Source organism: Microbacterium wangchenii, assembly GCF_004564355.1.
In the GTDB taxonomy this organism is placed as follows: Bacteria; Actinomycetota; Actinomycetes; order Actinomycetales; family Microbacteriaceae; genus Microbacterium; species Microbacterium wangchenii.
In genome coordinates, this window is the sequence record NZ_CP038266.1 from 665,433 (window position 1) to 688,443 (window position 23,011).

A 23,011-nucleotide genomic window follows, 5' to 3' on the forward strand; every position below is an offset into this window, starting at 1 on the left:
GCGGGGCGGCGGGTCAGGGGCGGGGGCGGCGGGACTCGCGCTCGCACCAGGCGGTGAAGGCGCCGTAGGAGAGGACGGCGCCGGCCACCAGCGCGACGAACACCGCGGTCATCGGCCGCTCCCACCGCAGGTCGGCGGAGCGGACGAAAAGCGACAGGCAGATCGCCGCCAGGCTCAGCAGCTGCGCCTGGAACAGGATGCGGAACGCGCTCCAGCGCCGATCCCACAGCAGCGCGGCGTTGACCACGCCGGTGAGGCTCAGCACGGCGCCGGTGACCCGGCCGGTGAGCGGCGTCAGCTCCCACGCCCAGAAGGATGCCGCGAACCCTGGGGCGACGAAGACGACGGCGCCGAAGAGGAACGCCGCCGCGCCGATGGCCGCCAGCCCGAGTGCGGCCAGGCGCGGGATCTCCACGTCGCCGGGCTCGGGATCGCGTCGCGCGTGCCGGCGCTGGATCACCGCGAGGATCACGACGGCGAACGGCGTGGTGGCGTAGAGGGTCATCCACACGGCGAAGGACAGGTTCGGCGAGAACCGGTCCAGGTGCAGGAGCGTGGCCACCAGGAGCGCCCCGGCGAACACCGCGACGGCGGGGAATCCGTGCTGCACGCGATGCCACCGGCGTTCCACGGCGACGCGCACGAAGAACCAGATGCCGCCCACGTACGCCGAGGCGAGGAGATAGGCCGACAGCGGTGGGTCGATCGCCCACGCGAACAGCTCGCCGGTGCGATCGGGGAAGACGTAGAGCAGGAACGCCGCGACGACCAGGAACGGCAGGATCACGACGGCGACTCCGCGGGTCGTGCGCAGCACCACGTCGTCGCGCGTGGCTGCGCGATGACCCGCGGTGTCAGTGGGCGACGGCATCCAGAACCTCCCGCGGAGACAGGGCGCCGCCGCGGGCGACGGCGGCATCGAGGACGGGGCCGGCTCCGTCGTCGGCGAGGTTTTCGAAAGCGGGCGCGTACAGGTCGAGCTGGCCGGAGTCGGTGGTGCCCGTCCGCCGCCGGGCGGCGGCTGCGGCCCCGAGCATGAGGCCGGCGTCTTCGGCCCTGCCCTGTACCGCGGCGACCGCGGCGCGGCCCTCCAGGCCGTAGGCGATGCCCTCGTCGTGACCGAGCGCGAGGGAGGCGTTCAGGCTCTCGGTGAAGTCGGCCTCGGCGCCGTCGACGTCGCCCAGCGCCAGGCGCGCCCACCCGCGGTGGTGCTGGGCGATGACGATGCCCAGGCGCTCACTGTTGGCCGAGGCCAGCGCGAGACTGCGCTCGAAGCGATCCAGCGCAGCGCTGGTGTCGCCCAGCAGCAGGTCGAGCCGGCCCATCGGGACGAGGGCCATGGCCTCGCCCCATCCATCGCCGGCGGCGGCGAATCCGTCGATCGCCCGCGTCAGCACCTCCTGCGCGCCCGCGACATCGGGTCCCTCGCGGCGGGCCAGGAGCGCCAGCCCGAGGGAAAGGCGCGCCAGAGCCGCGCCGCGTGCGTCGCCGGCCTCCTCGAACAGATCCGCGGCCCGTGTGAGACCGGGGATCACGTCGACATCCGGATGCTGCCAGAAGGTGATCGCGTGCGCGTAGTAGTTCGCGACCGCCTCCGTCCAGGGGCTCAGGGCGACGCCCTCCGCCTCGGCCCGCCTGAGCACCTCGGCCATGCGCGCCTGCTGGGCACCCAGCATCCCGCCCAGCCAGCCGTAGAGGTAAAGGGCCCACGCCATGCGGGCCGCCTCGTCGAAGCGCGACGCGTCGATGAGGGCGCGCAGCACCGCCGACAGGTTCTCCGTCTCGGCGTCCAGCCGCAGCAGCCACGCGAGCTGGGTGGAGCCGGTCATGTCGCGCGAGGCGGTCTCCGCCAGCGACGCGTAGTGCCCGATCCAGCGCTCGCGCGCGGTGTCGGGGGAGGTCATCTCGCTCGCGTAGGCGCGCACGAGGGTCAGCATCGCGAAGACCCGTACGCCTCGTCGGTCCTGCTGCTGGAGGAGGCTCGCGTCCACGAGGGCGTCCAGGGCGGGCTCCGCATCCAGGCCAGGCAGGCACTCGAGCACCGACTCCGCCGCCGCCCGTGTGAACGGCCCCGCGAACACCGCGAGCGCGGCCAGGGCGGCCTGTGCATCGTCATCGAGCAGGCGCACGCTCCACTGGATCGTGCTGCGGATGGTGCGCTGGCGCGCGGGCAGGTCGCGGGCTCCGTCCACCAGCAGCGACATGGCCGAGCCGAGGCGCTCCAGGATCTCCTGCGGCGTGTGCGACCGCATCCGCGCTGCGGCCAGTTCGATGGCCAGCGGCAGTCCGTCCAGCGCGCGGCAGATCGCGGCGATCGTCGGCGCGTCGGTGTCGGTGAGGCGGAACCCGGGCAGCACAGCGGATGCCCGCTCGACGAACAGCGCGACGGAGGCGTTCGCCTCGATCGCGGCGAGGTCGTCGTGCTCGCCGGGGGCGCGCAGGGGCGCGAGGGCGTAGACCCGCTCGGCGCGCAGGCGCAGCGGTGACCGGCTCGTCACCAGGAGCGTGAGCCGGGGAAGGGCCGTGAGGAGCCGCACGAGGGCGTCGGCGGCATCCAGGACGTGCTCCATGTTGTCGAGCACGAGGGTGTAGTCGCGTCCGTCCAGCGCGGCGATCAGCGCCGTCTCCAGCGGCCGGTCGCCGCCGTCGCGCACGCCCACCGCGCGCGCGATCGCGGGAAGCACGTCGTCGGGCGAGCCCACCGACTCCAGCAGCGCGAAGGCCACTTCGCCGCCGTCCGCGGCGATGGCCGAGGCCACCTCGATCGCCAGGCGCGACTTGCCGATGCCGCCCGGGCCCACGAGGGTCACGACGCGGGCGGCGGGCGAGCGCAGCATCCGCAGGATCTCATCCCGGTCGCGGGCGCGGCCGATGATCGCGTTGAAGCTGCTCGGGATGCCGGTGCCCGCGGCGGCCGACGGCGGGGGCGGCGGGGGGACGACCGAGGCCCGGGCGGCGGCGTCGAAGCGGTCGGCGAGCAGGGTCGACAGGTCGTTGCTGACCAGCTCCCGCAGCTCGGCCGGGTCGCGGAAGGACTTGTACGACACGCGATCGTCGTCGCGGATGCGGGCCAGCAGCGCCGAGAGACGCTCCTCGCGCTGGGGGGCCGGCGCCTTGATGTAGATGAGCGAGGGCATCTCGCCCGACAGCCGGTACTCGTCCTCGAGGCCGGAGATCTCCTCCCCTGGTCCGATCCAGCCGTAGCTCTGCCAGTAGATGCCGACGAAGATGTCGCTCTGCTCGAGGTAGGACCGGTACAGCGACCGCGGCGGGTGTGGCCGGGCGCCGAGTTCGAACATGACGGGGGCCAGGCGCAGCCGCTCGACGGCTTCGCGCACGGCGGCTCGTTCGGGCTGGAGCTCTCCGAGGGTCGAGCTGACGAAGACGCGGAGTCGCTGGTCGGGTGTCCTGATCGGATCGGGCGCCATGAGGGCCAACTTCCGGGCTCGGGTGTTCGCGATTCCAGCGTAGCGCGGGCCGTGGGGAAGCGGACAGGCGGTCACCGCCGGAGCAGCCGCGTCCCGAGACCGAAGTCGTGCAGCAGAGCGCGGGTCACATCGCGAGGGACTCGATGTAGCGCAGCAGCACGCCCTCGCGAAGCGCCCACGGCGACACCTCGAGCTCCTCCACACGCATCGCCTTCATCGCCTGGTGGAGCACGACGGCGGCCGCGACGATCTGGGTCGCCCGGTCGGCGGTGATGCCGGGGAGCTCCTGGCGCGCCTCGGCCGGGATGCGGGCCAGCCGCGGGATCCACGCCTTCAGCTCGCGGCGGGGGAGCACCATCCGCTCGATGCCCGACCAGCCCGGCACCGGGTACCCGGCCAGCGTCGCGAGCGAGCGGATGGCCTTGGACGACCCCACGACATGATCGGGGCGCGGGAGGGTGGCGAAGCGCTCGGCGACCGGGGCGAGGACGGATGCGGCGTGCCGGCGCAGCGCCTCGAGCTGGAAGTCGTTCGGGGGATCGTCGGGGAGGAACTCCCACGTCATCCGCCCGGCGCCCAGCGCCACCGAGTCGGCCATGTCGGGGAGTTCGTCTGCGCCGCCGGCGAGCTCGAGCGATCCGCCGCCGACGTCGAACAGCAGGATCTGCCCCGCCGACCAGCCGAACCATCGCCGTACCGCGAGGAACGTGAACCGGGCCTCGGTGTCGCCGCCGAGCACCTGCAGGGGCTGGCCGAGCGCCTCCTCGATGCGGGCGATGACGGCGGGGCCGTTCGTCGCCTCGCGCACCGCCGAGGTCGCCGTGGCGAGCAGTTCGTCGACCCCCTCGGCCGCGGCCTTCGCACGGGCCTGGGTCACCGCATCCACCAGCGCCGCGACTCCGGCGGCATCGATGGCGCCGTCGCGGCCGAGGTGGCGCATGAGGCGCAGAACCGTGCGGTGACTCGTCGTCGCCGTCGGGCGGCCGCCGGGGCGGGCATTGGCGACGAGGAGATGGATGGTGTTCGAACCGATGTCGAGGACCCCGAGGCGCACGGATCGAGCGTAGCGGTCGCGGCGCTTCGTCGAGTTCCGCTCGCTCAACGACCGGGGAGGTGCGAGGCCGGGTGCTGATCGCGCGGGAGTAGCATGGGCGCGTGCCCGCCGAGACCGCCGCGCCGTCGCTGAGCCCGTACCGCGAGATCGACCGAGCCGACTGGGCGCGACTGGCGGCAGGCATGCCGCAGCCGCTCACCGAGACCGAAGTCGTGCAGCTGCGGGGGCTGGGCGACCGGCTCGATCTGCGCGAGGTGCGCGAGGTGTACCTGCCGCTCAGCCGCCTCCTGAGCCTCTACGCCAACGCCACGAAGCGGCTCGGCGCCGACACCAGCGCGTTCCTCGGCGAGGCCGACGTGACGACCCCGTTCGTCATCGGGGTGGCCGGGTCGGTCGCGGTGGGGAAGTCGACCATCGCGCGGCTGCTGCGCGAGCTCATGAGCCGCTGGGGCGACACCCCGCGCGTGGAACTCGTCACCACCGACGGATTCCTCTACCCCAACGCCGAGCTCGAGCGCCGGGGCCTCATGGACCGCAAGGGCTTCCCGGAGTCGTACGACCGGCGCGCGCTGATCGACTTCCTGCACGAGGTCAAGAGCGGCGCCGCCGAGGCCCGCGCGCCGTTCTATTCGCACATGCGGTACGACATCATGCCCGACGCACACGTCACCGTCCGCCGACCTGACGTCGTCATCGTCGAGGGGCTCAACGTGCTGCAGCCCCCGCCCGCGCCCAACGACGTGGCCGTCAGCGACCTCTTCGACTTCTCCATCTACGTCGACGCCGACGCCGCCCACGTCGAGCAGTGGTACGTCGAGCGCTTCCTGGCCCTGCGCAAGGGCGCCTTCAGCAACCCGAACTCGTACTTCCGCGTGTTCGCCGACATCAGCGACGACGAGGCCGTCGAGCGCGCCCTCGGCTACTGGCGTGACATCAACCTGCCGAACCTGCTGGAGAACGTGCTGCCCACGCGCCATCGCGCGACGCTCGTGCTGCAGAAGGCCTCCGACCACACCGTCGAGCGCGTCTCGCTCCGCAAGCTCTAGTCCGGCGCGAGCAGCTCAGCGGCGGCGCTTGCCGTGGACCGCCGGTACCGAGGCGAAGTACTGCGCGACGACGAACGCCATCCCCAGCGCGCCGAGGCCGAACGCCACACGCGCCGACGTCGCGGTGGTGCGCCGGCGCAGGAGCCCCGCCCCGGCGAGGTTCATCGCCGCCCACACGACGTTCGCCGCGGGGGAGGACAGGCCGCGTCCGGGCGGATCGGCGAACGGCGTCGGGAACGGCTGACCGCGCAGGGCGCTCACCGCGTGCGGCACCGCGTTGACGGTGAGCGCGCCGGCAGCGGCCTGGCGCAGGAATCGGGCGACGGACATCCGGACCTCCTCGTGTCGAGTGGCCCGAGCGTATTCGCGCCCGGCTGCCGGTCGACAGGGGTTGCGTCGTCGCCCGACGGAGGTCAGGACAGCGGATGCAGCGTGCCGGCGGACTCCCGGTAGCGCTCGCTGGTGGCCGGGCACACCCAGTCCTCGCCCTCCTGGGCGAGCGGCCGCCCGGCCCGGCCGACCCACCCGATGCGGCGGGCGGGTACGCCCACCACGAGGGCGAAATCGGGCACGTCCTTCGTCACGACCGCGCCGGCGGCCACGAGCGCCCACGCTCCCACGCGCACCGGCGCGATGCACACCGCGCGGGCGCCGATCGAGGCGCCCTCGCCGATCTCGACGCCGACCGCATCCCAGTCATCCGCCGACTTCAGCTGCCCCTCGGGAGTGATCGCCCGCGGATACTCGTCGTTGGTGAGCACGGCGGCTGGGCCGATGAACACCCCGCGCGCGAGGCGGGCCGGCTCGTACACGAGGGCGTAGTTCTGCAGCTTGCTGCCCTCGCCGATCTCGACGCCGGGGCCGACGTAGGCACCGCGGCCGACGATGCAGTCCGCTCCGAGCACGGCGCCCTCGCGCACCTGGGCGAGGTGCCACACCTTGGTGCGCTCGCCGACCTGCGCACCCTCGGAGACGTCGGCGGTGGCGGCGATGAACGGCTGATCGGTGTGCGAAACCATGGGCACTCCTCTGCGCGGGGGCGGGATCCGTGAAATTGCTCGTGCACGGCTCGTTCTAAACGCTATACTCGCCGCGGGGATACAGACGACTCTGCACCGGTCACGGAGCGAGCGTCGCCTGTCATGGATATCCGTCTTCGGGCGGACTGGGGTCCGCCGGGGGGCGGAAAGCCCGCAGCGCTTGGGAGTGCAGCGGGTGGTCTGGGGAAAAATTGGGGTACTCGACGCTCGTCGTCGATCGGGAACGGTCGACTCGTGCACGCATCATCGCGCTCGCTGTGCTGGGCGCTCTCGTCACGTCGCTCGTCGTCGCGCCTGCTCCGCCGGCGCGCGCCACGGCACCGAGCCCCTGCGGTCATGGGGTGAATCCGATCGAGTGCGAGAACCGCGAACCCGGCACCGATCCCGACGTGTGGGACATCGATGGTGCCGGCGACCCCAGCATCCAGGGCTTCGCGACCGACATCAGCGTCAACGCAGGTGATCGCGTCGACTTCAAGATCGACACGGATGCCGCGGACTACGACATCGACATCTACCGCACCGGCTGGTACCAGGGCCTGGGCGCGCGCCTGATCGACAGCGTCGAGCCATCGGCGACCCTGCCGCAGGTGCAGGACGAGTGCCTCTCCGACATCACCACCGAGCTCTACGACTGCGGGACGTGGGACGTGTCGGCCTCGTGGGATGTCCCCGCCGATGCGGTCTCCGGCGTCTATGTCGCTCGCCTCGAGCGCGGTGACACCGGCGGTGCGAGCCACATCACCTTCATCGTCCGGCGCGACGGCAACACCTCGGACGTGCTGTTCCAGACCTCTGACCCGACATGGCACGCGTACAACTCGTACGGTGGCTCGAACTTCTACCAGGGGGCGGCGAAGGGCCGCGCGCACAAGATCAGCTATAATCGCCCATTCGCCACGCGCGGCGGCATCGAGAAGCGCGACTTCTACTTCAGCTCCGAATACGCCACCGTCCGCTTTCTGGAGCGCAACGGCTACGACATGAGCTACATCGCGGGCGTCGACACCGACCGCCGCGGTGAGGAGCTTCTCAACCACAAGGTCTTCCTCTCCGTCGGTCACGACGAGTACTGGTCCGGCGCGCAGCGCGCCAACATGGAAGCTGCGCGCGACGCCGGCGTGAACCTGCAGTTCCTCGCCGGCAACGAGGGCTACTGGCGCACCCGCTACGAGCCGTCGACGGTCGGGGAGCAGGGCGACTACCGCACGCTCGTGTCGTACAAGGAGACGTGGGGCTGGGACAAGATCGACACCTCCAGCCCGGAGTGGACGGGTACCTGGCGCGACCCGCGCTACGCCGACGCCGCACAGGGCGGGCACCTGCCCGAGAACGAGCTCATCGGCACCATGTACATGGTCAACAGTGTGTACCTGCCCGTCACGGTGAATTCCGACGAGGGCAAGGCACGACTGTGGCGGAACACCGACCTGGCCAATCTGGCGCCGGGGACGAGTGCCGAACTGGCCGACCAGACCGTCGGATACGAGTCGAACGAAGACATCGACAACGGCTTCCGCCCGGAAGGCCTCATCCGGCTGTCGACCACGGTCGGTGAGACGCGCGAGTACCTCCGCGACTACGGCAACACCGTCGGCGCCGGCACGACCACGCACCACCTCACCCTGTACCGGGCGGCCAGCGGTGCCCTCGTGTTCTCCGCCGGCAGCGTGCAATGGAGTTGGGGTCTCGACTCCACGCACGACGGCACACGCGTGGACACCGACCAGCGGATGCAGCAGGCGCAGGTAAATCTCCTCGCCGACATGGGCGTCCAGCCTGGATCGCTCATGACGGGGCTCGTGAGCGCAACCGCGAGTGTCGACACCATCGCGCCGGCGACGACGATTACCTCGCCGACCGCGGGGCAGACGGTGACACACGGATCCACCGTCACCGTCACCGGCACCGCCAACGATTCCGGCGGACGCGTGGCCGGTGTCGAGGTGTCGACCGACGGCGGCGAGTCCTGGCATCCCGCCACCGGCACCACGCAGTGGAGCTACACCTACGTGCAGCAGGGCTACGCGGAGGCGGAGATCGTCGCCCGCGCCATCGACGACAGCGCGAACTTCTCGCAGACGGGCACGGCGATCGACTTGACCGTGACCGGGCCGTACACGGTATTCGGTGCGGAGATCCCGGCTCTGGAGTCATCGAGCGACCCGGACGCGCTCGAGCTCGGATTGCGCATCACCCCGGAGGCGGACGGCTTTGTCACGGGTGTGCGCTTCTACAAGGGGGCCGGAAACGCGGGCACGCACACGGGCACGCTGTGGTCGGCTGACCAGGAGCGCATCGCGAGCGTGGTCTTCCGGGGCGAGTCGCCGACCGGCTGGCAGACCGCTCTGTTCGATGCTCCTGTCGCCGTGACCGCGGGGACGCCGTATGTCGTGTCGTACACGGCCCCGCAGGGCGGTTACGCCTACGTCGACAACTACTGGCCCTACCAGAACACCGCGAGCAGCCCCCTCACGGTGGGACCCGGTGTGGGCGGCGCCAGCCCCGGTCTGCACGCGGCGGCCGGTGAATTCCCCTGGCGCACCTCCGGCGACTCCAACTACTTCGTCGACGCGGTCTTCGAGCCGACCACGACGTCGCCCGTGCGGCTGGCCGCGCGCACTCCCGCCGTGGGCAGTGGCTCGGTGCCACCCGACACCGCCGTGACGGCCGTGTTCACGCGCGACGTCGAGGCGTCCTCGGTCGCGCTGTCTCTGACCAGCGTCGACGGCGGCCCGGTCGCCGGGACCATGTCGTACGACGACGCCACGCGCGTCGTGCGCTTCGCTCCGGCGGAGCCGCTCGCCGAACTGACCGACTACACGGTGACGATCGCCGCCACGCCGTCGGACGGAACGGCGTTCGAGCCGGGCGAGCCGTGGACCTTCCGCACCGCGCAGACCATCGCGTCGGAGGGGCAGTGCCCCTGCTCGCTCTACACCGACCTCGACCGGCCGCTGATCTCCTCCGATGCCGACACATCCAGCGTCACCGTCGGCACGCGCTTCACGGTCGCCGAGTCGGGCGTCGTCACCGGGATGCGGTTCTTCAAGGGCACGGCGAACCTCGGCACGCACACGGGGATGCTGTGGGATGCCGAAGGCTTCGAACTCGGACGCGTGACGTTCGCCGATGAAACCACCGCGGGGTGGCAGACCGCCGTGTTCGATCGCCCGATCGCCGTGGTCCCGGGGATGGAGTACACGGTTTCGTACATCGCGCCGTCCGGCCGCTACGCGGTGAGCCCGGGCGCATACGCCGATGGCTTCAGCCGTGGACCCCTGACCGTCTCCGCCCAGGGTGGCGCCTTCACCTACCAGGGCGGGTTCCCCGCCCGGACCTCCTCGTCGAGCTACTTCGTGGACGTCATCTTCGAGCGCGCGGCCACCGGCCCGGCGCTGGAGACGACGACGCCGCTCGCCGGCGCGACGGACGTGGCCGCCGGCACCGACATCACCGCGACGTTCGACACGGAACTGACGACCGTGCCGGCGGTGACGGTCACCGCGGACGGAGCCCCTGTGGCGGGGGCCGCAACCCTCTCCACGGATGGCCGCACGGTGACGTTCGACCCGACGGAGGCGCTGCCAGCCGGTGCCGACGTGGCCACCCGGATGTCCGGGATCACCGCGGGCGGGCAGACCGGTGTCGACCGCATGTGGTCCTTCCGGGTCCTGGCCGACGCATCACCGAGCTCGGTGAGCTTCTTCGGCGCCGCCGCGGCGGCGGGCGAGGCCGCCAACGACGGAACCTCCGTCGAGTTGGGCATGGCGTTCACGACGTCGGTTCCGGGGCGGATCACCGCGCTGCGCTTCTTCAAGGCCGCAGGCGACACCGCTGCCCACACCGGAACGCTGTGGGGACCGAACGGAAATGCGCTCGCGACCGTGACGTTCGCCCACGAATCGCCCTCGGGGTGGCAGCGCGCCGAACTCACGGTCCCGGTGTCGCTCGTGCCCGGCCAGACGTACACGGTCTCCTATCTCTCACCGCAGGGTCGCTACATCCACGCCGCCGACTTCTTCACGTCGCCGGTCTCCAGCGGTCCGCTCACCGCGGTGTCGCCGCGGAACGGCACGTTCCAGTACGGCCCCGGTGGTGTCATGCCCGAGTCCAGCTGGCGGTCGTCCAACTACTCCGTGGACGTGGAGTTCCGCCCCGGCGGCGGAGAAGAGCCCGTGCCGGTCGTCACGAGCAGGACACCCGTCGGTGACGGCGTCGATACGGATGCGGCCGTGAAGGCTGTCCTGTCGGTCGCGGCGCCGTCGCCCACTCTGGCGCTGACGGCCGGCCCGGAGCCGGTGCCCGGCACCTCGACGTACGACAGCGCCTCCCGCACGATCGGCTTCACGCCCTCATCGGCCCTGGTGCCCGCGACGACCTATACGGCCGTCGTCCGCATCGGCGGTGAGGTGCTCGACCAGTGGACCTTCACCACCGCGGCGCCCCCGCTTCCGGGGGCGACCGACACGCTGTTCGGAAACGAGACTCCTGAGGTCGCGGCGACCACCGACACCGACCCGGTCGAAATCGGCACCGCGTTCACGGTGTCGCGTGCCGGCCACGTGTCGGCCCTTCGGTTCTTCAAGGGTCCCGGTAACACGGGGGAACACGTGGCGTCGCTGTGGGATGCGGCCACGGGGGAGCGGCTGACCTCCCTGACCTTCACCGACGAGAGTGCGGCGGGGTGGCAGCGCGCCGCCCTGGCCGCGCCCGTGCCGGTCACACCCGGGAAGACGTACATCGCGTCGTACTTTGCGCCGAACGGTCACTTCGCCATCACGCCGCAGTACTTCCGGTCGTCCGTGACCAGCGGCTACATCACGGCGCCCGGTGGCAGCAACGGACGCTTCCTCTACGGACCCGCAGGCGGGATGCCGACGGGATCGTGGGGTGCGTCGGGCTACTTCGTGGATGCGGAGATCGTCTTCGGGGGCACCGGTACGCCGACGCCGACTCCGACTCCGACGCCGACTCCGGATCCGACTCCGGATCCCACCCCGGTTCCGACGCCGACGCCGACTCCTACTCCGGATCCGACGCCCACGCCGACTCCGACGCCGACCCCGACTCCGGATCCGACTCCGACGCCGACGCCGACGCCGACGCCGACGCCGGATCCGACTCCGACTCCGACGCAGCCCGGCGGGCCGGTTGCCGCGGTGAGCGCCTCGGCACCGGTGGCGGCAGCCCTCGACGTCTCGCCGACCACGACGGTGTCGGCCACCCTGAGTCCTGCCCCCGCATCCGCCACGGTTGCGCTGCAGGGGCCGCTGGGTGCTGCGATCGCCGGGGACACCGCGTACGACGCGGCCACGGGTGAGCTCGTCTTCACGCCGTCGGAGCCGCTGGCGTGGTCCACTGCCTACACCGTCACCGTCTCCTCGTCCGAGGGCGATATCAGCGGTGCGACGTGGACCTTCAGCACCGCGGCGGAGCCGGTGGTGGCGGATGTGCGGACGATCTTCGGTGACGGAACGCCGCAGCATCCCTGGTGGGCCGACTCCGATGCCGTCCAGGTGGCGACCCGCTTCACCGTCGACACGGCGGGGAACGCCACCGGCGTGCGGTTCTACAAGGGCGAGGCGAACACCGGGCAGCACACGGGGTACCTGTGGAACGCCGCCGGTGAGCGCATCGCCGAGGTCGAGTTCGTCGACGAGACGGCGGACGGATGGCAGACCGCTCAGTTCGCTGCACCGGTCCCGCTCCTGGCGGACACGGAGTACCGCGTGGGCCTCTACAGCACGACCGGCCGATACGCCGTAGACCTGGGCACGCTGGCGTTCGAGACGCGCGTCGGACCGTTCACGATCCCGGGCCACGGGAGCGCCTTCACCTACGGCCGGGGGTATCCGGCCGAACTCACGATCCACAACTACTGGGTCGACATCACGTTCGACGGCGCCGGCTGACGGCACCTCGTTCATCTGGGGAATCACAACGTGGATTGGGGAATCCGTGACCGACCGTAAGAACATCGCCGTCATCGGCGCTGGATATTGGGGACCGAACCTGGCGCGGAACTTCCGCAACAGCAACGACTGGAACCTGGCCGCGATCTGCGACCTCGACATCGACCGCGCTCGCCGGGTGGCGGAAAGCGTCGGCGGCGCGCCGATCACGACGAGCCTCGCCGACGTGCTGAGCGACCCGCTCATCGATGCGATCGCAATCGCGACGCCGGCCGGCACGCATCACCGCATCGTGATGGCCGCGCTGGATGCAGGCAAGCACGTCATCGTCGAGAAGCCGCTGGCCGACAGCCGTGCGGCGGGCAGGGAAATGGTGAGCCGCGCCGCCGAGCGGGGTCTGGTGCTGATGGCCGACCACACCTACTGCTACACGCCGGCGGTGCTGAAGATCCGCGAGCTCATCTCCGAGGGGTTCCTCGGAGACATCCTGTTCGTCGACAGCGTCCGCATCAACCTCGGTCTCATCCAGCCCGACGTCGACGTGTTCTGGGATCTGGCGCCGCACGACCTCTCCATCATGGACTTCGTCCTGCCCGGCGGACTCGATGTCACGAGCGTTTCCGCGCACGGCGCCGACCCGCTTCAGACCGGCAAGGCATGCGTGGGCTACCTCGCCATGCCGCTGGCCGGCGGCGCCATGGCGCACGTGCACGTCAACTGGCTCAGCCCCACGAAGATCCGGCAGATGGTCATCGGCGGCACCAAGCGCACGCTGGTGTGGGACGACCTCAACCCGCAGCAGCGGGTGAGCGTCTATGACCGGGGCGTCGATATCGCCGAGGTGTCCAAGGCCACCACCACCGATGCGCGCTCCGCGCACATCTCGTACCGCCTCGGTGACACCTGGGCTCCGGCCCTGGCCGAGGGCGAAGCGCTCGCCGGCGTCGCGACCGAGTTCGCCGCCGCCATCCGCGAAGGCCGACCGGCGCGCACGGACGGGGAAGCCGGCCTCCGGGTGCTGTCGGTACTCGAGGCGGCGAACGAGAGCCTGAACGGCTTCGGCGCACCACAGCAGACCACCACGCGCGTTGCCGCGTAGTTCACGACTTCACAGGGGAGAGATTCGAATGGTGAACATCCACAATGCCGACGTGCTGGTCACGGGCGGCGCAGGGACGATCGGGTCGACGCTCGTCGACCAGCTGGTCGCGGCCGGGGCGGGACGCGTCCAGGTGCTCGACAACCTCGTGCGCGGTCGCCGTGCCAACCTCGACGAGGCGCTGGCAACCGGCCACGTCGAACTCATCGACGGCGACATCCGCGACGCGGGCCTCGTCGACGAGCTCGTCGCGGGCAAGGACATCGTGTTCCATCAGGCCGCCATCCGCATCACGCAGTGCGCGGAGGAGCCGCGCCTCGCGCTCGAGGTGCTCGTGGACGGTACTTTCAACGTGGTGGAATCGGCCGCTCGTCACCGCGTCGGCAAGCTGGTGGCCGCATCCAGCGCGTCCGTCTACGGCATGGCGGAGGAGTTCCCGACGGGTGAGCGCCACCACCACCACAACAACGACACGCTCTACGGTGCAGCCAAGTCGTTCAACGAGGGACTGATCCGCAGCTTCCGCGCCATGCAGGGGCTCGACTACGTCGTCCTGCGCTACTTCAACGTGTACGGACCCCGCATGGATGTGCACGGCCTGTACACCGAGGTGCTCGTGCGGTGGATGGAGCGGATCGCCGACGGCCAGCCGCCGCTCATCTTCGGCGACGGCCAGCAGACGATGGACTTCGTCTGCGTGCCCGACATCGCGCGGGCGAACCTCCTCGCTGCCGAGAGCGACATCGTCGAGGGTGTTTACAACATCGCCAGCGGTACCGAGACGAGCCTGCTCGGTCTCGCCGAGGCGCTCCTGCGGGCGATGGACTCCGACCTCGATGTCGAGCATGGTCCGGAGCGCGCTGTGAACGGCGTGGTCCGCCGCCTCGCCGACACCGAGGCCGCCCGCCGCGATCTGGGCTTCGAGTCGCGGATCGAGCTGGAAGAGGGCCTTCGGATGCTGGTCGACTGGTGGCGTCCGCTGCGCGACGAGATCGGCCTCGGCCGGACGGTGGTGGCGGCATGAGCGTCCTTCAGCAGTCGCGCATCAACGTGATGACCCCGTGGCTGGGCGCGGACGAAGTCGCCGCGGTGACCGCGGTGATCGAGTCCGGATGGGTCGCACAGGGCCCCAAGGTCGCCGAGTTCGAGTCGGCTTTCGCGCAGGCCATGCAGACCACGGAGGCCGTGGCAGTGTCGAACTGCACCACGGCCCTGCACCTCGCCCTCATCGTGGCCGGCATCGGACCGGGAGACGACGTGGTCGTCCCCTCCTTCTCCTTCATCGCCACATCGAACGCACCCACCTATGTGGGTGCGCGTCCCGTGTTCGCCGACGTCGATGCGCAGACGGGCAACGTCACGGCCGAAACGGTGAGCGCGGCGCTGACGCCCGAGACGCGGGCCGTCATCGTGGTCGACCAGGGCGGAATCCCCGTCGACCTCGACGCGGTGCGCGCAGTGTGCGATCCCTTCGGCATCGTGGTGATCGAGGATGCGGCGTGCGGAGCCGGCTCCACCTACAAGGGGCGCCCGGTGGGGGCCGGCGCGGAACTGGCCGCGTGGTCCTTCCACCCGCGCAAGATCCTCACCACCGGCGAGGGCGGCATGCTCACCACGAGCAATCCGAAGTGGGCGGCACGGGCCCGTGCGCTCCGCGAGCACGCGATGAGCATCTCCGCCGCCGATCGGCACGCCAGCCTGGTGTCGCCGCCGGAGGAGTATGCCGAGATCGGGTACAACTTCCGCATGACCGACCTGCAGGCCGCCGTCGGCATCGTGCAGCTGTCGAAGCTGCCGGAGGTCGTCGGACGCCGCCGGGTCAACGCCGCGCGCTACCGGCGCGAGATCGAAGACATCCGTGGCCTGCGTCTCGTGGACGACCCGGAATGGGGAACCAGCAACTTCCAGTCCCTGTGGGTCGAGGTGGACGCGTCCTATCCGCTCGATCGCGAGCAGCTTCTCGTCGCGCTCGCCGACGCCGGCATCTCGGCGCGGCGAGGCATCATGGCCGCGCACCGGCATGCGCCGTACCGGCACCTTGCGTCGGAGGGGACGCTCCCCGTCACCGAGCGGCTCACCGACCGGACGCTCATCCTTCCGCTGTTCCACACGCTCACCACCGCCGATCAGGACCGCGTGATCGCGGTGCTGCGCAATCCCGGAGAGTGACGGCTGTGGGGGAGGGAGTGCTGCTCGTGGGGGCGAGCGGCCTCGCACGCGAGGTACTGGCGGCGGGGATGACCGGCGTCGCCGGCATCCTGGATGACGATGTGTCGCTGCACGGCACCGAGATCGCCGGCGTGCCCGTGGTCGGCCCTGTCGCGGACGCCGCGGCCGGGAACGAGCAGCTCCTCGTGTGCATCGGACCCAGCGGCACCCGCCGTGAGGTGGTGCGCCGGCTCGGCCGGTCGGGTGTCGCGGCCGAGCGCTACGCGACGTATGTCGCGCGGTCGGCGCGGATGGGGACCACGAGCGATGTCGGGTCGGGCAGCATCCTGCTCGACGGTGTCGTGGTGACGGCGGACGCGCGGCTGGGCCGCCATGTGGTGGTCATGCCGAACTGCGTCATCACCCACGATGCCGTCCTGGAAGACTTCGCCACACTGACCTCCGGGGTCGCGCTGGCGGGCGGTGTGCGGGTGGGGGAAGCCGCGTACATCGGAATGAATGCGGCGGTGCGGCAGGGGTTGTCGATCGGTGCCGCCGCGACGGTGGGGATGGGAGCAGCAGTGCTCTCCGATGTCCCCGCCGGTGAAATCTGGGCCGGTGTCCCGGCCCGACGACTGGGGGTAACGAAATGACCGAGAACGTGCCGTTCCTGGATCTGTCCGCGCAGCAGGCGGAGATCATCGACGAGGTGCTGCCGAAGTGGCGCGAACAGTTCCGCTCCGCCGCTTTCATGGGCGGCCCCGAAATCGCCGGCTTCGAGCAGGAGTACGCTGCGTATCTCGGCGTGAACTGCGTGGTCGGGGTCTCCAACGGCACCGACGCCCTCGAACTGGCGTACCGCGCCGTCGGCGTCGGCCCCGGCGATGAGGTGATCATGCCGGCCAACACGTTCATCGCCACCGCTGAGGCCGCCTCACGTATCGGCGCCGTCCCGGTGTTCGTCGACGTCGAGGACGAGCACCTCCTCATCGACCCCGATGCCGTCGCGGCGGCCATCACCGAGCGCACACGCGCGATCGTGCCGGTGCACCTGTTCGGTCAGACCGCCCCGGTCGAGCTGCTCGCTCCGATCGCCGAGCGCGACGGCATCCCGATCATCGAAGACGCCGCGCAGTCGCAGGGTGCCGCTTCGGCCGCGGGCCGTGCCGGTTCGCTCGGCCGGGTCGCGGCAACGAGTTTCTATCCGGGCAAGAACCTGGGCGCGGCCGGCGACGGCGGTGCCGTCATGACGGACGATCCCGAAGTCGCGCGGACCGTCCGGGACATGGCGGCCCACGGCAGCGCCACGAAGTACGTGCACCACCGGGTGGGGTTCAACGCTCGTCTCGACGCGGTGCAGGCCACCGTGCTGCGGGCGAAGCTCCGCCGCCTGGATGCGTGGAACTCCTCGCGCCAGGAGGCAGCGGCCTGGTACGGGCAGATCCTCAGCGGGATCGAGGGCGTCCGGCTCCCGTCGGTGCGACCGGGGAACTCCGACGTGTGGCACCTCTACGTCATCCGGGTGGAGGAGCGCGACCGCGTGCTCGCCGAGCTGACCGCCGACGGGATCGGCGCCGGCATCCACTATCCGACGCCCGTGCACCTCACCGAGGCGTACGCCCACCTGGGGTACCAGCGCGGACAGTTCCCCGTGGCCGAGGCCGCGGCGGACCGCATCCTTTCGCTGCCGATGTTCCCGCACCTGCTCGAGGAGCAGCAGGAGCGGGTCGCCGCGGCGTTGTCCACAGCGATGAGTCGCGCCCTCGTTCCGGTGGCCTGAGTGAGCACCGCGACGCGGCGGCCTTCGATCGTCACACCGCCGGGTGCGCGGCGCGCCCTCGTGTGGAGCTTCGCGAACACGGCCTTCGGAAAGTTCGGCACCCTCCTGATCTCGATCCTGATCGCGCGCGTGCTCGGGCCGGAGGAGTTCGGGACGTACGCCGTCGCGCTCGTCGCGCTCATGGCGGTCCTGAGCGTCAACGAGCTCGGCGTCAGCCTGGCCATCGTGCGCTGGGAAGAGGATCCTCGGGCGATCGCCCCCACGGTCACGACCATCTCGGTCGCCGCGAGCCTCCTCTTCTTCGGGGTCGCCTACGCCGCGACGCCGGCTTTCACGGCCGCCATGGGCGACCCGCAGGCCACCGACGTCGTACGGCTCATGCTCGTGTGCGTGCCCCTGAACGGACTGGTCGCCACGGCAGCGGCGCTGCTCCAGCGCGAGTACCAGCAGGGGCGCCGCACCGCCGCCGACCAGGTGAACATCTGGCTCGGCGCGGGAATCTCGGTCGCGCTCGCGCTGACCGGGTTCGGGGCGATGAGCCTCGCCATCGGGCGCGTCGTGGCCACGGTGGTGTTCTCCATCATGCTGCTGGTGTTCTCACCGCTCCCGCTGCGCTTCGGCTGGGATCGCACCTCCGCCGGCGCACTGCTCCGATTCGGTCTGCCGCTGGCCGGCGCGAGCATCGTCGTCTTCGCGGTGGGCTACTCCGATCAGCTGGTCGTGGGGTCGGTTCTCGGGGCTCAGGCGCTCGGGTTCTATCTCCTCGCGTTCAACCTGGCGTCGTGGCCGGTGAGCATGCTGTCGCAGCCGGTGCGCGCCGTCGCGCCGGCCGCGTTCGCGCGCATCCAGAACGATCCGGAGCGGATGGACGCGGGTTTCCGTGCCGCCTTCCGGCTCCTGCTCGTGGTCGCCCTCCCGGTGTGCACGTTCGTGGCGGGCGCCGCGGTGCCGATCGTGACCTTCGTCTACGGGGAGGTGTGGGCGCCGGCGGCCCTCGCGCTGCAGTGGCTCGCCCTGCACGCGGTGCTGCGGATCGCGTTCGAGCTCGCGTACGACTTCCTCGCGGTGCGGCGCCGCTCGAGCACCCTGATGGTCATCCAGATCATCTGGGTGCTCGCGCTCATTCCGGCGCTCGTGGTCGGTGCCAACCTGGGTGGGATGCAGGGAGTCGCCATTGCGCAGCTCGCCGTCGCCGCCGTCGTGCTCGTCGGCTGCTACGCCTGGGCGCTGTCGCGCGCGGGCGTCCACGTCGGGGCACTGGTCCGCACGTCGATCGTTCCGGTCCTCGGCGGTGTCGCGGCCGGTGTCGGGGCGCTTCTGGCCGCATACCTGATCGAGCTCGACCTCCTGGCCGCACTGGCTGCAGGGACGTTCGCGCTCGCGGTGATCGCGGGAACCCTCGCGTTGTCCCGTGGGAGCATGCGCGTCCTCCGACCCGACGTGGTCGTGGCGGAGGAGGCGTCATGAGGATCGTCGTCTACCCCCACGAGCTGGGGATGGGTGGCAGCCAGCTGAACGCCGTCGAACTCGCCGGCGCGGTACGCGATCTCGGTCACGACGTTCTGGTCTTCGGCCGGCGAGGGGCGCTCGTGGAGCGCGTGGAGGAACTGGGTCTCGAGTTCGTCGAGGCGCCGCCGCCCGGCAAGCGTCCCTCTCCGTCCACGGCACGCGCCCTGCGGGCGCTCGTCCAGGAGCGCGCCGTCGACCTGGTGCACGGGTACGAGTGGCCGCCGACCCTCGACGCGGTGCTCGCGTTCCCGGGTGGCCGCCATACCGCCATCGTGTCGACCGTCATGTCGATGTCGGTGCCGCCCTTCATCCCGCGGTCGATCGACCTGGTCGTCGGCACCGAGCAGATCGCCGACGCCGAGCGCCGGAGCGGTCGCGCTCGAGTGTCCGTCATCGAGCCTCCTGTCGACCTCGCCCACAATCACCCGACCTCCGGCGACGCTTCCGCGTTCCGGGCGGCGCACCAGCTCGACCTGAGCGCGCTCACGGTGGTCTCGGTCGCGCGGTTCGCGCGGGAGCTGAAGCTCGAAGGCACCCTCACCGCCATCGAGGTGATCGGCCGGCTGGCGCGCAGCACGCCTGTGCAGCTCGTACTCGTCGGTGACGGTCCGGCCCGCGACGACGTCGCACGCGCCGCCGCGGCGGCGAACGCCGTCGCGGGCCGGCGTGCCGTCGTCCTCACGGGGCAGCTCGACGACCCGCGCCCGGCCTACGCCGCCGCCGACATCGCCCTCGGCATGGGCGGGTCGGCGTTGCGTGCCCTCGCGTTCGGGGCGCCGCTCATCGTGCAGGGCGAGCAGGGGTTCTGGCGCACGTGCGAACCCTCGTCGCTCGACCGGTTCCTCTGGACCGGATGGTACGGGGTGGGGGAGGGGATGCACATCGGCGCCGCTGCCTTCGACGCCGCACTGTCTCCGCTCCTCACCGATGCGGCGCGTCGAGCAGAACTGGGCGCGTTCGGGCTCACCGTGGTCCGCGAGCGGTTCTCCCTGACGCGAGCGGCCGAGGTGCAGGCAGGCATCTATGCCGATGCCGCCTCGTCACCGGCGTCGTACGCGCGTGCGTCCGAGGCCGCGGCCTATGCCCGCTACGCCCGCTATTACGGCGCGAAGCGGGTGCGCCGTGCGCTGGGCCGCGAGTCGATGGACGATTTCAACGCCAAACCTGTCGCCGGGCGGGGAACCCGATGATGCGACGCACCCCGCTCGTCTGGTCGGCGGGCGTCGCGTGGAACGAGACGGCCGGAACCGACCGACGCATCGTCGAGGAGATCGCGCGCCTGCGTGCCGTGTGGTGGATCGACCCGCCGCAGCCGCTCGGGCGGCCCGCCGCGCCCGCGGACGGCGTCGAGACCGAGGTGCCCGGCGTCCTCCGACTGGGAGTCACGGCGCCTCCGGCGCTCACGCGGTGGCCGATGAGGCTCGCCACCGACGCGCTGCGGGGCAGGGCGCTGGCTCGCGCCGTGCGCCGCAGCGGTGCGTCGGCCGTCGTGGTGGCCAACCCGCTGGCCCGCTTCCCCGGCGCCGGCGGCGTCGCGCGCGTGCTCTACGTGACCGACGACTGGGTCGCCGGTGCTCCGCTGATGCAGCTGCCCCGCGGCGCCATCACGCGCGGCTTGCGCCGCAATCGCCGGGAGGCCGACATCGTCGCCGTCGTCAGCCCCGCGCTCGCGCTCGCCGCCGCAGACGTGGTGCTGCCGAACGGCACGGCGGCGATGGATGCGACGGTGCAGGGTACGCGGCAGCCGATCGCCGGGATCGTGGGTCAGCTCAACGAACGTCTCGACCTCGACCTGCTGGAAGCGCTGCCGGGGGCCGGGATCCGCGTGCGCGTGGTCGGGCCGCGGGCCGACCGCGACCCCTCCTTCGGTGAGCGACTCGACGGGTTCCTGGCACATCCGCTCGTCGACTGGCGCGGCCGGGTTCCGGCGGCGGCGGTGGCGGGCCACCTCGCCGAGATCTCGGTGGGACTCACGCCGTACGCCGACACCGACTTCAACCGCGCGAGCTCGCCGCTGAAGACGTTCGAGTATCTCGCCGCCGGAGTGCCCGTGGTCTCCAGCGACCTGCCCGCCTCCCGCTGGCTCGACACCCCTCATGTCGCGGTGACCCGGACGCCCGACGAGTTCCTCGGCGCGGTTCGGGGATTCGTCGGGCGTGGGGCGGACGAGGCCGGCGACGCGGCCAGGCGCGCGTTCGTCGCATCGCACACGTGGCAGCGCCGGGCCGAGGATTTCCTCGATCTCGTGGATCGCGCGGAGGCACGCGCTACTGTTCGGGTAGGGGGTGCACGATGACGTTCCGGGACCTCATCGCCGCGCTGGCCCGACGATGGTACGTGCTCGTCGCGACAGCGGCGGCGGCAGCGCTCCTGACGGTCTTGTTCATCCAGGACGGCGGGGTGTACTCCACCAAGACGGTGGTGACCTTCACCCTGCCCGCAGCGAGCACCCTCGAGGCCGACAACGGGTCCAAGGACGCCAGCGTCATCGCTTTCGCCGGTGCCGTGTCGACCGAGATAAACCGAGGGCGCCCGACGCCGCGGTACTCCAGTGGCGACGCGCCGTTCTACGGCGCCGGCGTCCGTGAGGGCGTGCTCGTCAGTCTCCGCGACGACGGCAGCCAGTGGGCGCCGAACTATGGGTCCGCGATCATCGACATCCAGATCGTCGGCCGCACCGAGGCCTGGGTCTTCGAGCAGCAGAGTCGCGTCCTGACGCAGATCGGCCAGGTGGTCGACGCACAGCTGGGCGCGGCGACGGCTGCAGCAGACGAGCGCATCGTCGCCCACGTCGAACCTCTCACCATGCGCATCGATTTCATCGCTCCGTCGCGGACCGCCCAGCTGGCGGCCTTCGCGACGATGTCCGTCGCGGCACTCCTGGCCGGGGGGTGGGGGGCCGTCACCTTCGATCTGCTCGTCCGGCGCAGAAAGCACCGGCACGCCGCACTCATCTTGTCCAAAGGGGTAACCGCATGAATCTTGCAGAAACGTTCCGTGGTCTGATCAGACGCTGGTACATCGTGCTACCGGGCATCCTCCTGGCCGCCGTTGCCGGGGTGTACACGTGGTCGGTGACGGAGCCGGCGTACGAGCGCACTGCCACGCAGATCCTGCTCCCGGGCATGGGCACGCTGCCGGAGGAGGCGACGAACCCCTACCTCTACCTCGGCGGTCTGCCCTCCGCTGCGGACGTGATCGTGCGCGCCGTCGGGGCGGAGGACGCCCTCCGCGACATCGTGGAGGAACACCCCGGATCCGAGGTCGAAGTGACGCGCGACCCCACGACATCCGGTCCGGTCATCCTCATCAAGGTCACAGCACCCAGCGACGCGGCCGCGGGACAGATCATCGCCGAGATGGTCCAGCGCACCGCCACCATCGTCGCCGACCTCCAGGGTGCGCAGGGCGTGCCGGCGGACGACGCCATCACAGTGACGCCGATCGCAGTGGACCAGGTCAGCCAGCCGCAGCAGCGCGACCGTATCGTGCTGAGCGCCGCGGTCGCCGCCGGTGGGATACTCCTCGTCCTCCTCATCGCCAGCGCGGTGGACGGACTCGTCACCCGCTCGCGACGAGACGGACGCGGCGGGCGCGGCGGCCCGCGGGACGGCCACGACGACGCACTCGTGCACGACGAAGACGATGCGTTGACGGGCGCCGGCCCCATCGGAGCTCGAGACGGTTCGCCGGAGCCGCAGGTCGCAGCCGGCGACCACGTCAACACGGCGGGAAGCCTGTCCGAGCCCAAGCCCAAGCCCGAGCCCGCGTCCGCGGTCGAGGACCGCAGCGCCGAGGACGGCGACGTTTGGTCGACCGCGTCCGTCGCGCCGTCCGAGCCGGACGACGACGCGGACGAGAACGTCGAAGCTCCGTCCCCGACGCCCGCCGCGCCGGCCAAGGACGCTGCCGCGCCGCGCCGTCCCGCCAAAGCCGCGACCCGGCACAAGTCCCGGCCCGTCGCCGCCCGCCGCGGGTGAGCCCGAGCAGCC

17 protein-coding genes are annotated in these 23,011 nt (G+C 71.2%); 12 read left to right on the forward strand and 5 right to left on the reverse strand.

Annotation, left to right across the window (positions count from 1 at the left end):
- Positions 1–13: 13 nt before the first annotated feature.
- The 3 genes from E4K62_RS03185 to E4K62_RS03195 form a co-directional block, all read right to left on the reverse strand.
- Positions 14–871, reverse strand: coding sequence for a hypothetical protein (locus tag E4K62_RS03185; RefSeq protein ID WP_240742799.1), 858 nt, complete (start codon positions 869–871; stop codon positions 14–16).
- Complete coding sequence (locus E4K62_RS03190) at positions 855–3,428, reverse strand: DUF4062 domain-containing protein (protein ID WP_135063489.1); 2,574 nt, start codon at positions 3,426–3,428, stop codon at positions 855–857. Before E4K62_RS03190 ends, E4K62_RS03185 begins: the two co-directional genes overlap by 17 nt.
- A gap of 124 nt (positions 3,429–3,552) precedes the next feature.
- Positions 3,553–4,482 carry a Ppx/GppA phosphatase family protein gene (locus E4K62_RS03195; protein ID WP_135063491.1) on the reverse strand — a complete coding sequence of 310 codons (930 nt, stop codon included), beginning with the start codon at positions 4,480–4,482 and terminating at the stop codon, positions 3,553–3,555.
- A 101-nt stretch (positions 4,483–4,583) separates the two neighbouring features.
- Between E4K62_RS03195 and coaA the strand changes: the two genes are divergently transcribed.
- Positions 4,584–5,528, forward strand: a complete 945-nt coding sequence (coaA, locus tag E4K62_RS03200) for a type I pantothenate kinase (RefSeq protein ID WP_135063493.1) — start codon at positions 4,584–4,586, stop codon at positions 5,526–5,528.
- A gap of 15 nt (positions 5,529–5,543) precedes the next feature.
- Here coaA and E4K62_RS03205 read toward each other — a convergent pair whose 3' ends face one another.
- Together E4K62_RS03205 and E4K62_RS03210 are read right to left on the reverse strand one after the other, a co-directional pair.
- Positions 5,544–5,858 (reverse strand): hypothetical protein, encoded by a 315-nt coding sequence (locus E4K62_RS03205; RefSeq protein ID WP_135063495.1) that lies wholly within the window; start codon positions 5,856–5,858, stop codon positions 5,544–5,546.
- Positions 5,859–5,941: 83 nt separating this feature from the next.
- Positions 5,942–6,547: an acyltransferase gene (locus E4K62_RS03210; protein WP_135063497.1), complete on the reverse strand. Its 606-nt coding sequence runs from the start codon at positions 6,545–6,547 to the stop codon at positions 5,942–5,944.
- A 362-nt stretch (positions 6,548–6,909) separates the two neighbouring features.
- On the opposite strand from E4K62_RS03210, the gene E4K62_RS18960 reads away from it, so the two are divergent.
- Genes E4K62_RS18960 through E4K62_RS03275 form a run of 11 tightly spaced genes read left to right on the forward strand, consistent with a single transcriptional unit; the run spans position 6,910 to position 22,999 of the window.
- Positions 6,910–12,483 (forward strand): DUF4082 domain-containing protein, encoded by a 5,574-nt coding sequence (locus E4K62_RS18960; protein WP_261799191.1) that lies wholly within the window; start codon positions 6,910–6,912, stop codon positions 12,481–12,483.
- Positions 12,484–12,529: 46 nt separating this feature from the next.
- Positions 12,530–13,582 carry a Gfo/Idh/MocA family protein gene (locus tag E4K62_RS03230; RefSeq protein WP_135063499.1) on the forward strand — a complete coding sequence of 351 codons (1,053 nt, stop codon included), beginning with the start codon at positions 12,530–12,532 and terminating at the stop codon, positions 13,580–13,582.
- 28 nt (positions 13,583–13,610) lie between these two features.
- Positions 13,611–14,606 carry an NAD-dependent epimerase/dehydratase family protein gene (locus E4K62_RS03235; RefSeq protein WP_135063501.1) on the forward strand — a complete coding sequence of 332 codons (996 nt, stop codon included), beginning with the start codon at positions 13,611–13,613 and terminating at the stop codon, positions 14,604–14,606.
- Positions 14,603–15,751 carry a DegT/DnrJ/EryC1/StrS family aminotransferase gene (locus E4K62_RS18770; protein ID WP_135063503.1) on the forward strand — a complete coding sequence of 383 codons (1,149 nt, stop codon included), beginning with the start codon at positions 14,603–14,605 and terminating at the stop codon, positions 15,749–15,751. Before E4K62_RS03235 ends, E4K62_RS18770 begins: the two co-directional genes overlap by 4 nt.
- Positions 15,752–15,756: 5 nt before the next feature.
- Complete coding sequence (locus tag E4K62_RS03245) at positions 15,757–16,383, forward strand: NeuD/PglB/VioB family sugar acetyltransferase (RefSeq protein WP_135063505.1); 627 nt, start codon at positions 15,757–15,759, stop codon at positions 16,381–16,383.
- The gene (locus E4K62_RS03250) at positions 16,380–17,510 is read left to right on the forward strand and encodes a DegT/DnrJ/EryC1/StrS family aminotransferase (RefSeq protein ID WP_135063507.1); all 1,131 of its coding nucleotides are present in this window, start codon (positions 16,380–16,382) and stop codon (positions 17,508–17,510) included. The genes E4K62_RS03245 and E4K62_RS03250 overlap by 4 nt, the downstream gene beginning before the upstream one ends.
- Positions 17,511–18,977 (forward strand): oligosaccharide flippase family protein, encoded by a 1,467-nt coding sequence (locus E4K62_RS03255; protein ID WP_205805875.1) that lies wholly within the window; start codon positions 17,511–17,513, stop codon positions 18,975–18,977.
- Positions 18,974–20,209, forward strand: coding sequence for a glycosyltransferase family 4 protein (locus tag E4K62_RS03260; RefSeq protein WP_135063509.1), 1,236 nt, complete (start codon positions 18,974–18,976; stop codon positions 20,207–20,209). Before E4K62_RS03255 ends, E4K62_RS03260 begins: the two co-directional genes overlap by 4 nt.
- Positions 20,206–21,315, forward strand: a complete 1,110-nt coding sequence (locus E4K62_RS03265; RefSeq protein WP_135063511.1) for a glycosyltransferase family protein — start codon at positions 20,206–20,208, stop codon at positions 21,313–21,315. Before E4K62_RS03260 ends, E4K62_RS03265 begins: the two co-directional genes overlap by 4 nt.
- The gene (locus E4K62_RS03270; protein WP_135063513.1) at positions 21,312–21,998 is read left to right on the forward strand and encodes a hypothetical protein; all 687 of its coding nucleotides are present in this window, start codon (positions 21,312–21,314) and stop codon (positions 21,996–21,998) included. The genes E4K62_RS03265 and E4K62_RS03270 overlap by 4 nt, the downstream gene beginning before the upstream one ends.
- Complete coding sequence (locus E4K62_RS03275; RefSeq protein WP_135063515.1) at positions 21,995–22,999, forward strand: YveK family protein; 1,005 nt, start codon at positions 21,995–21,997, stop codon at positions 22,997–22,999. The genes E4K62_RS03270 and E4K62_RS03275 overlap by 4 nt, the downstream gene beginning before the upstream one ends.
- Positions 23,000–23,011: the final 12 nt, after the last annotated feature.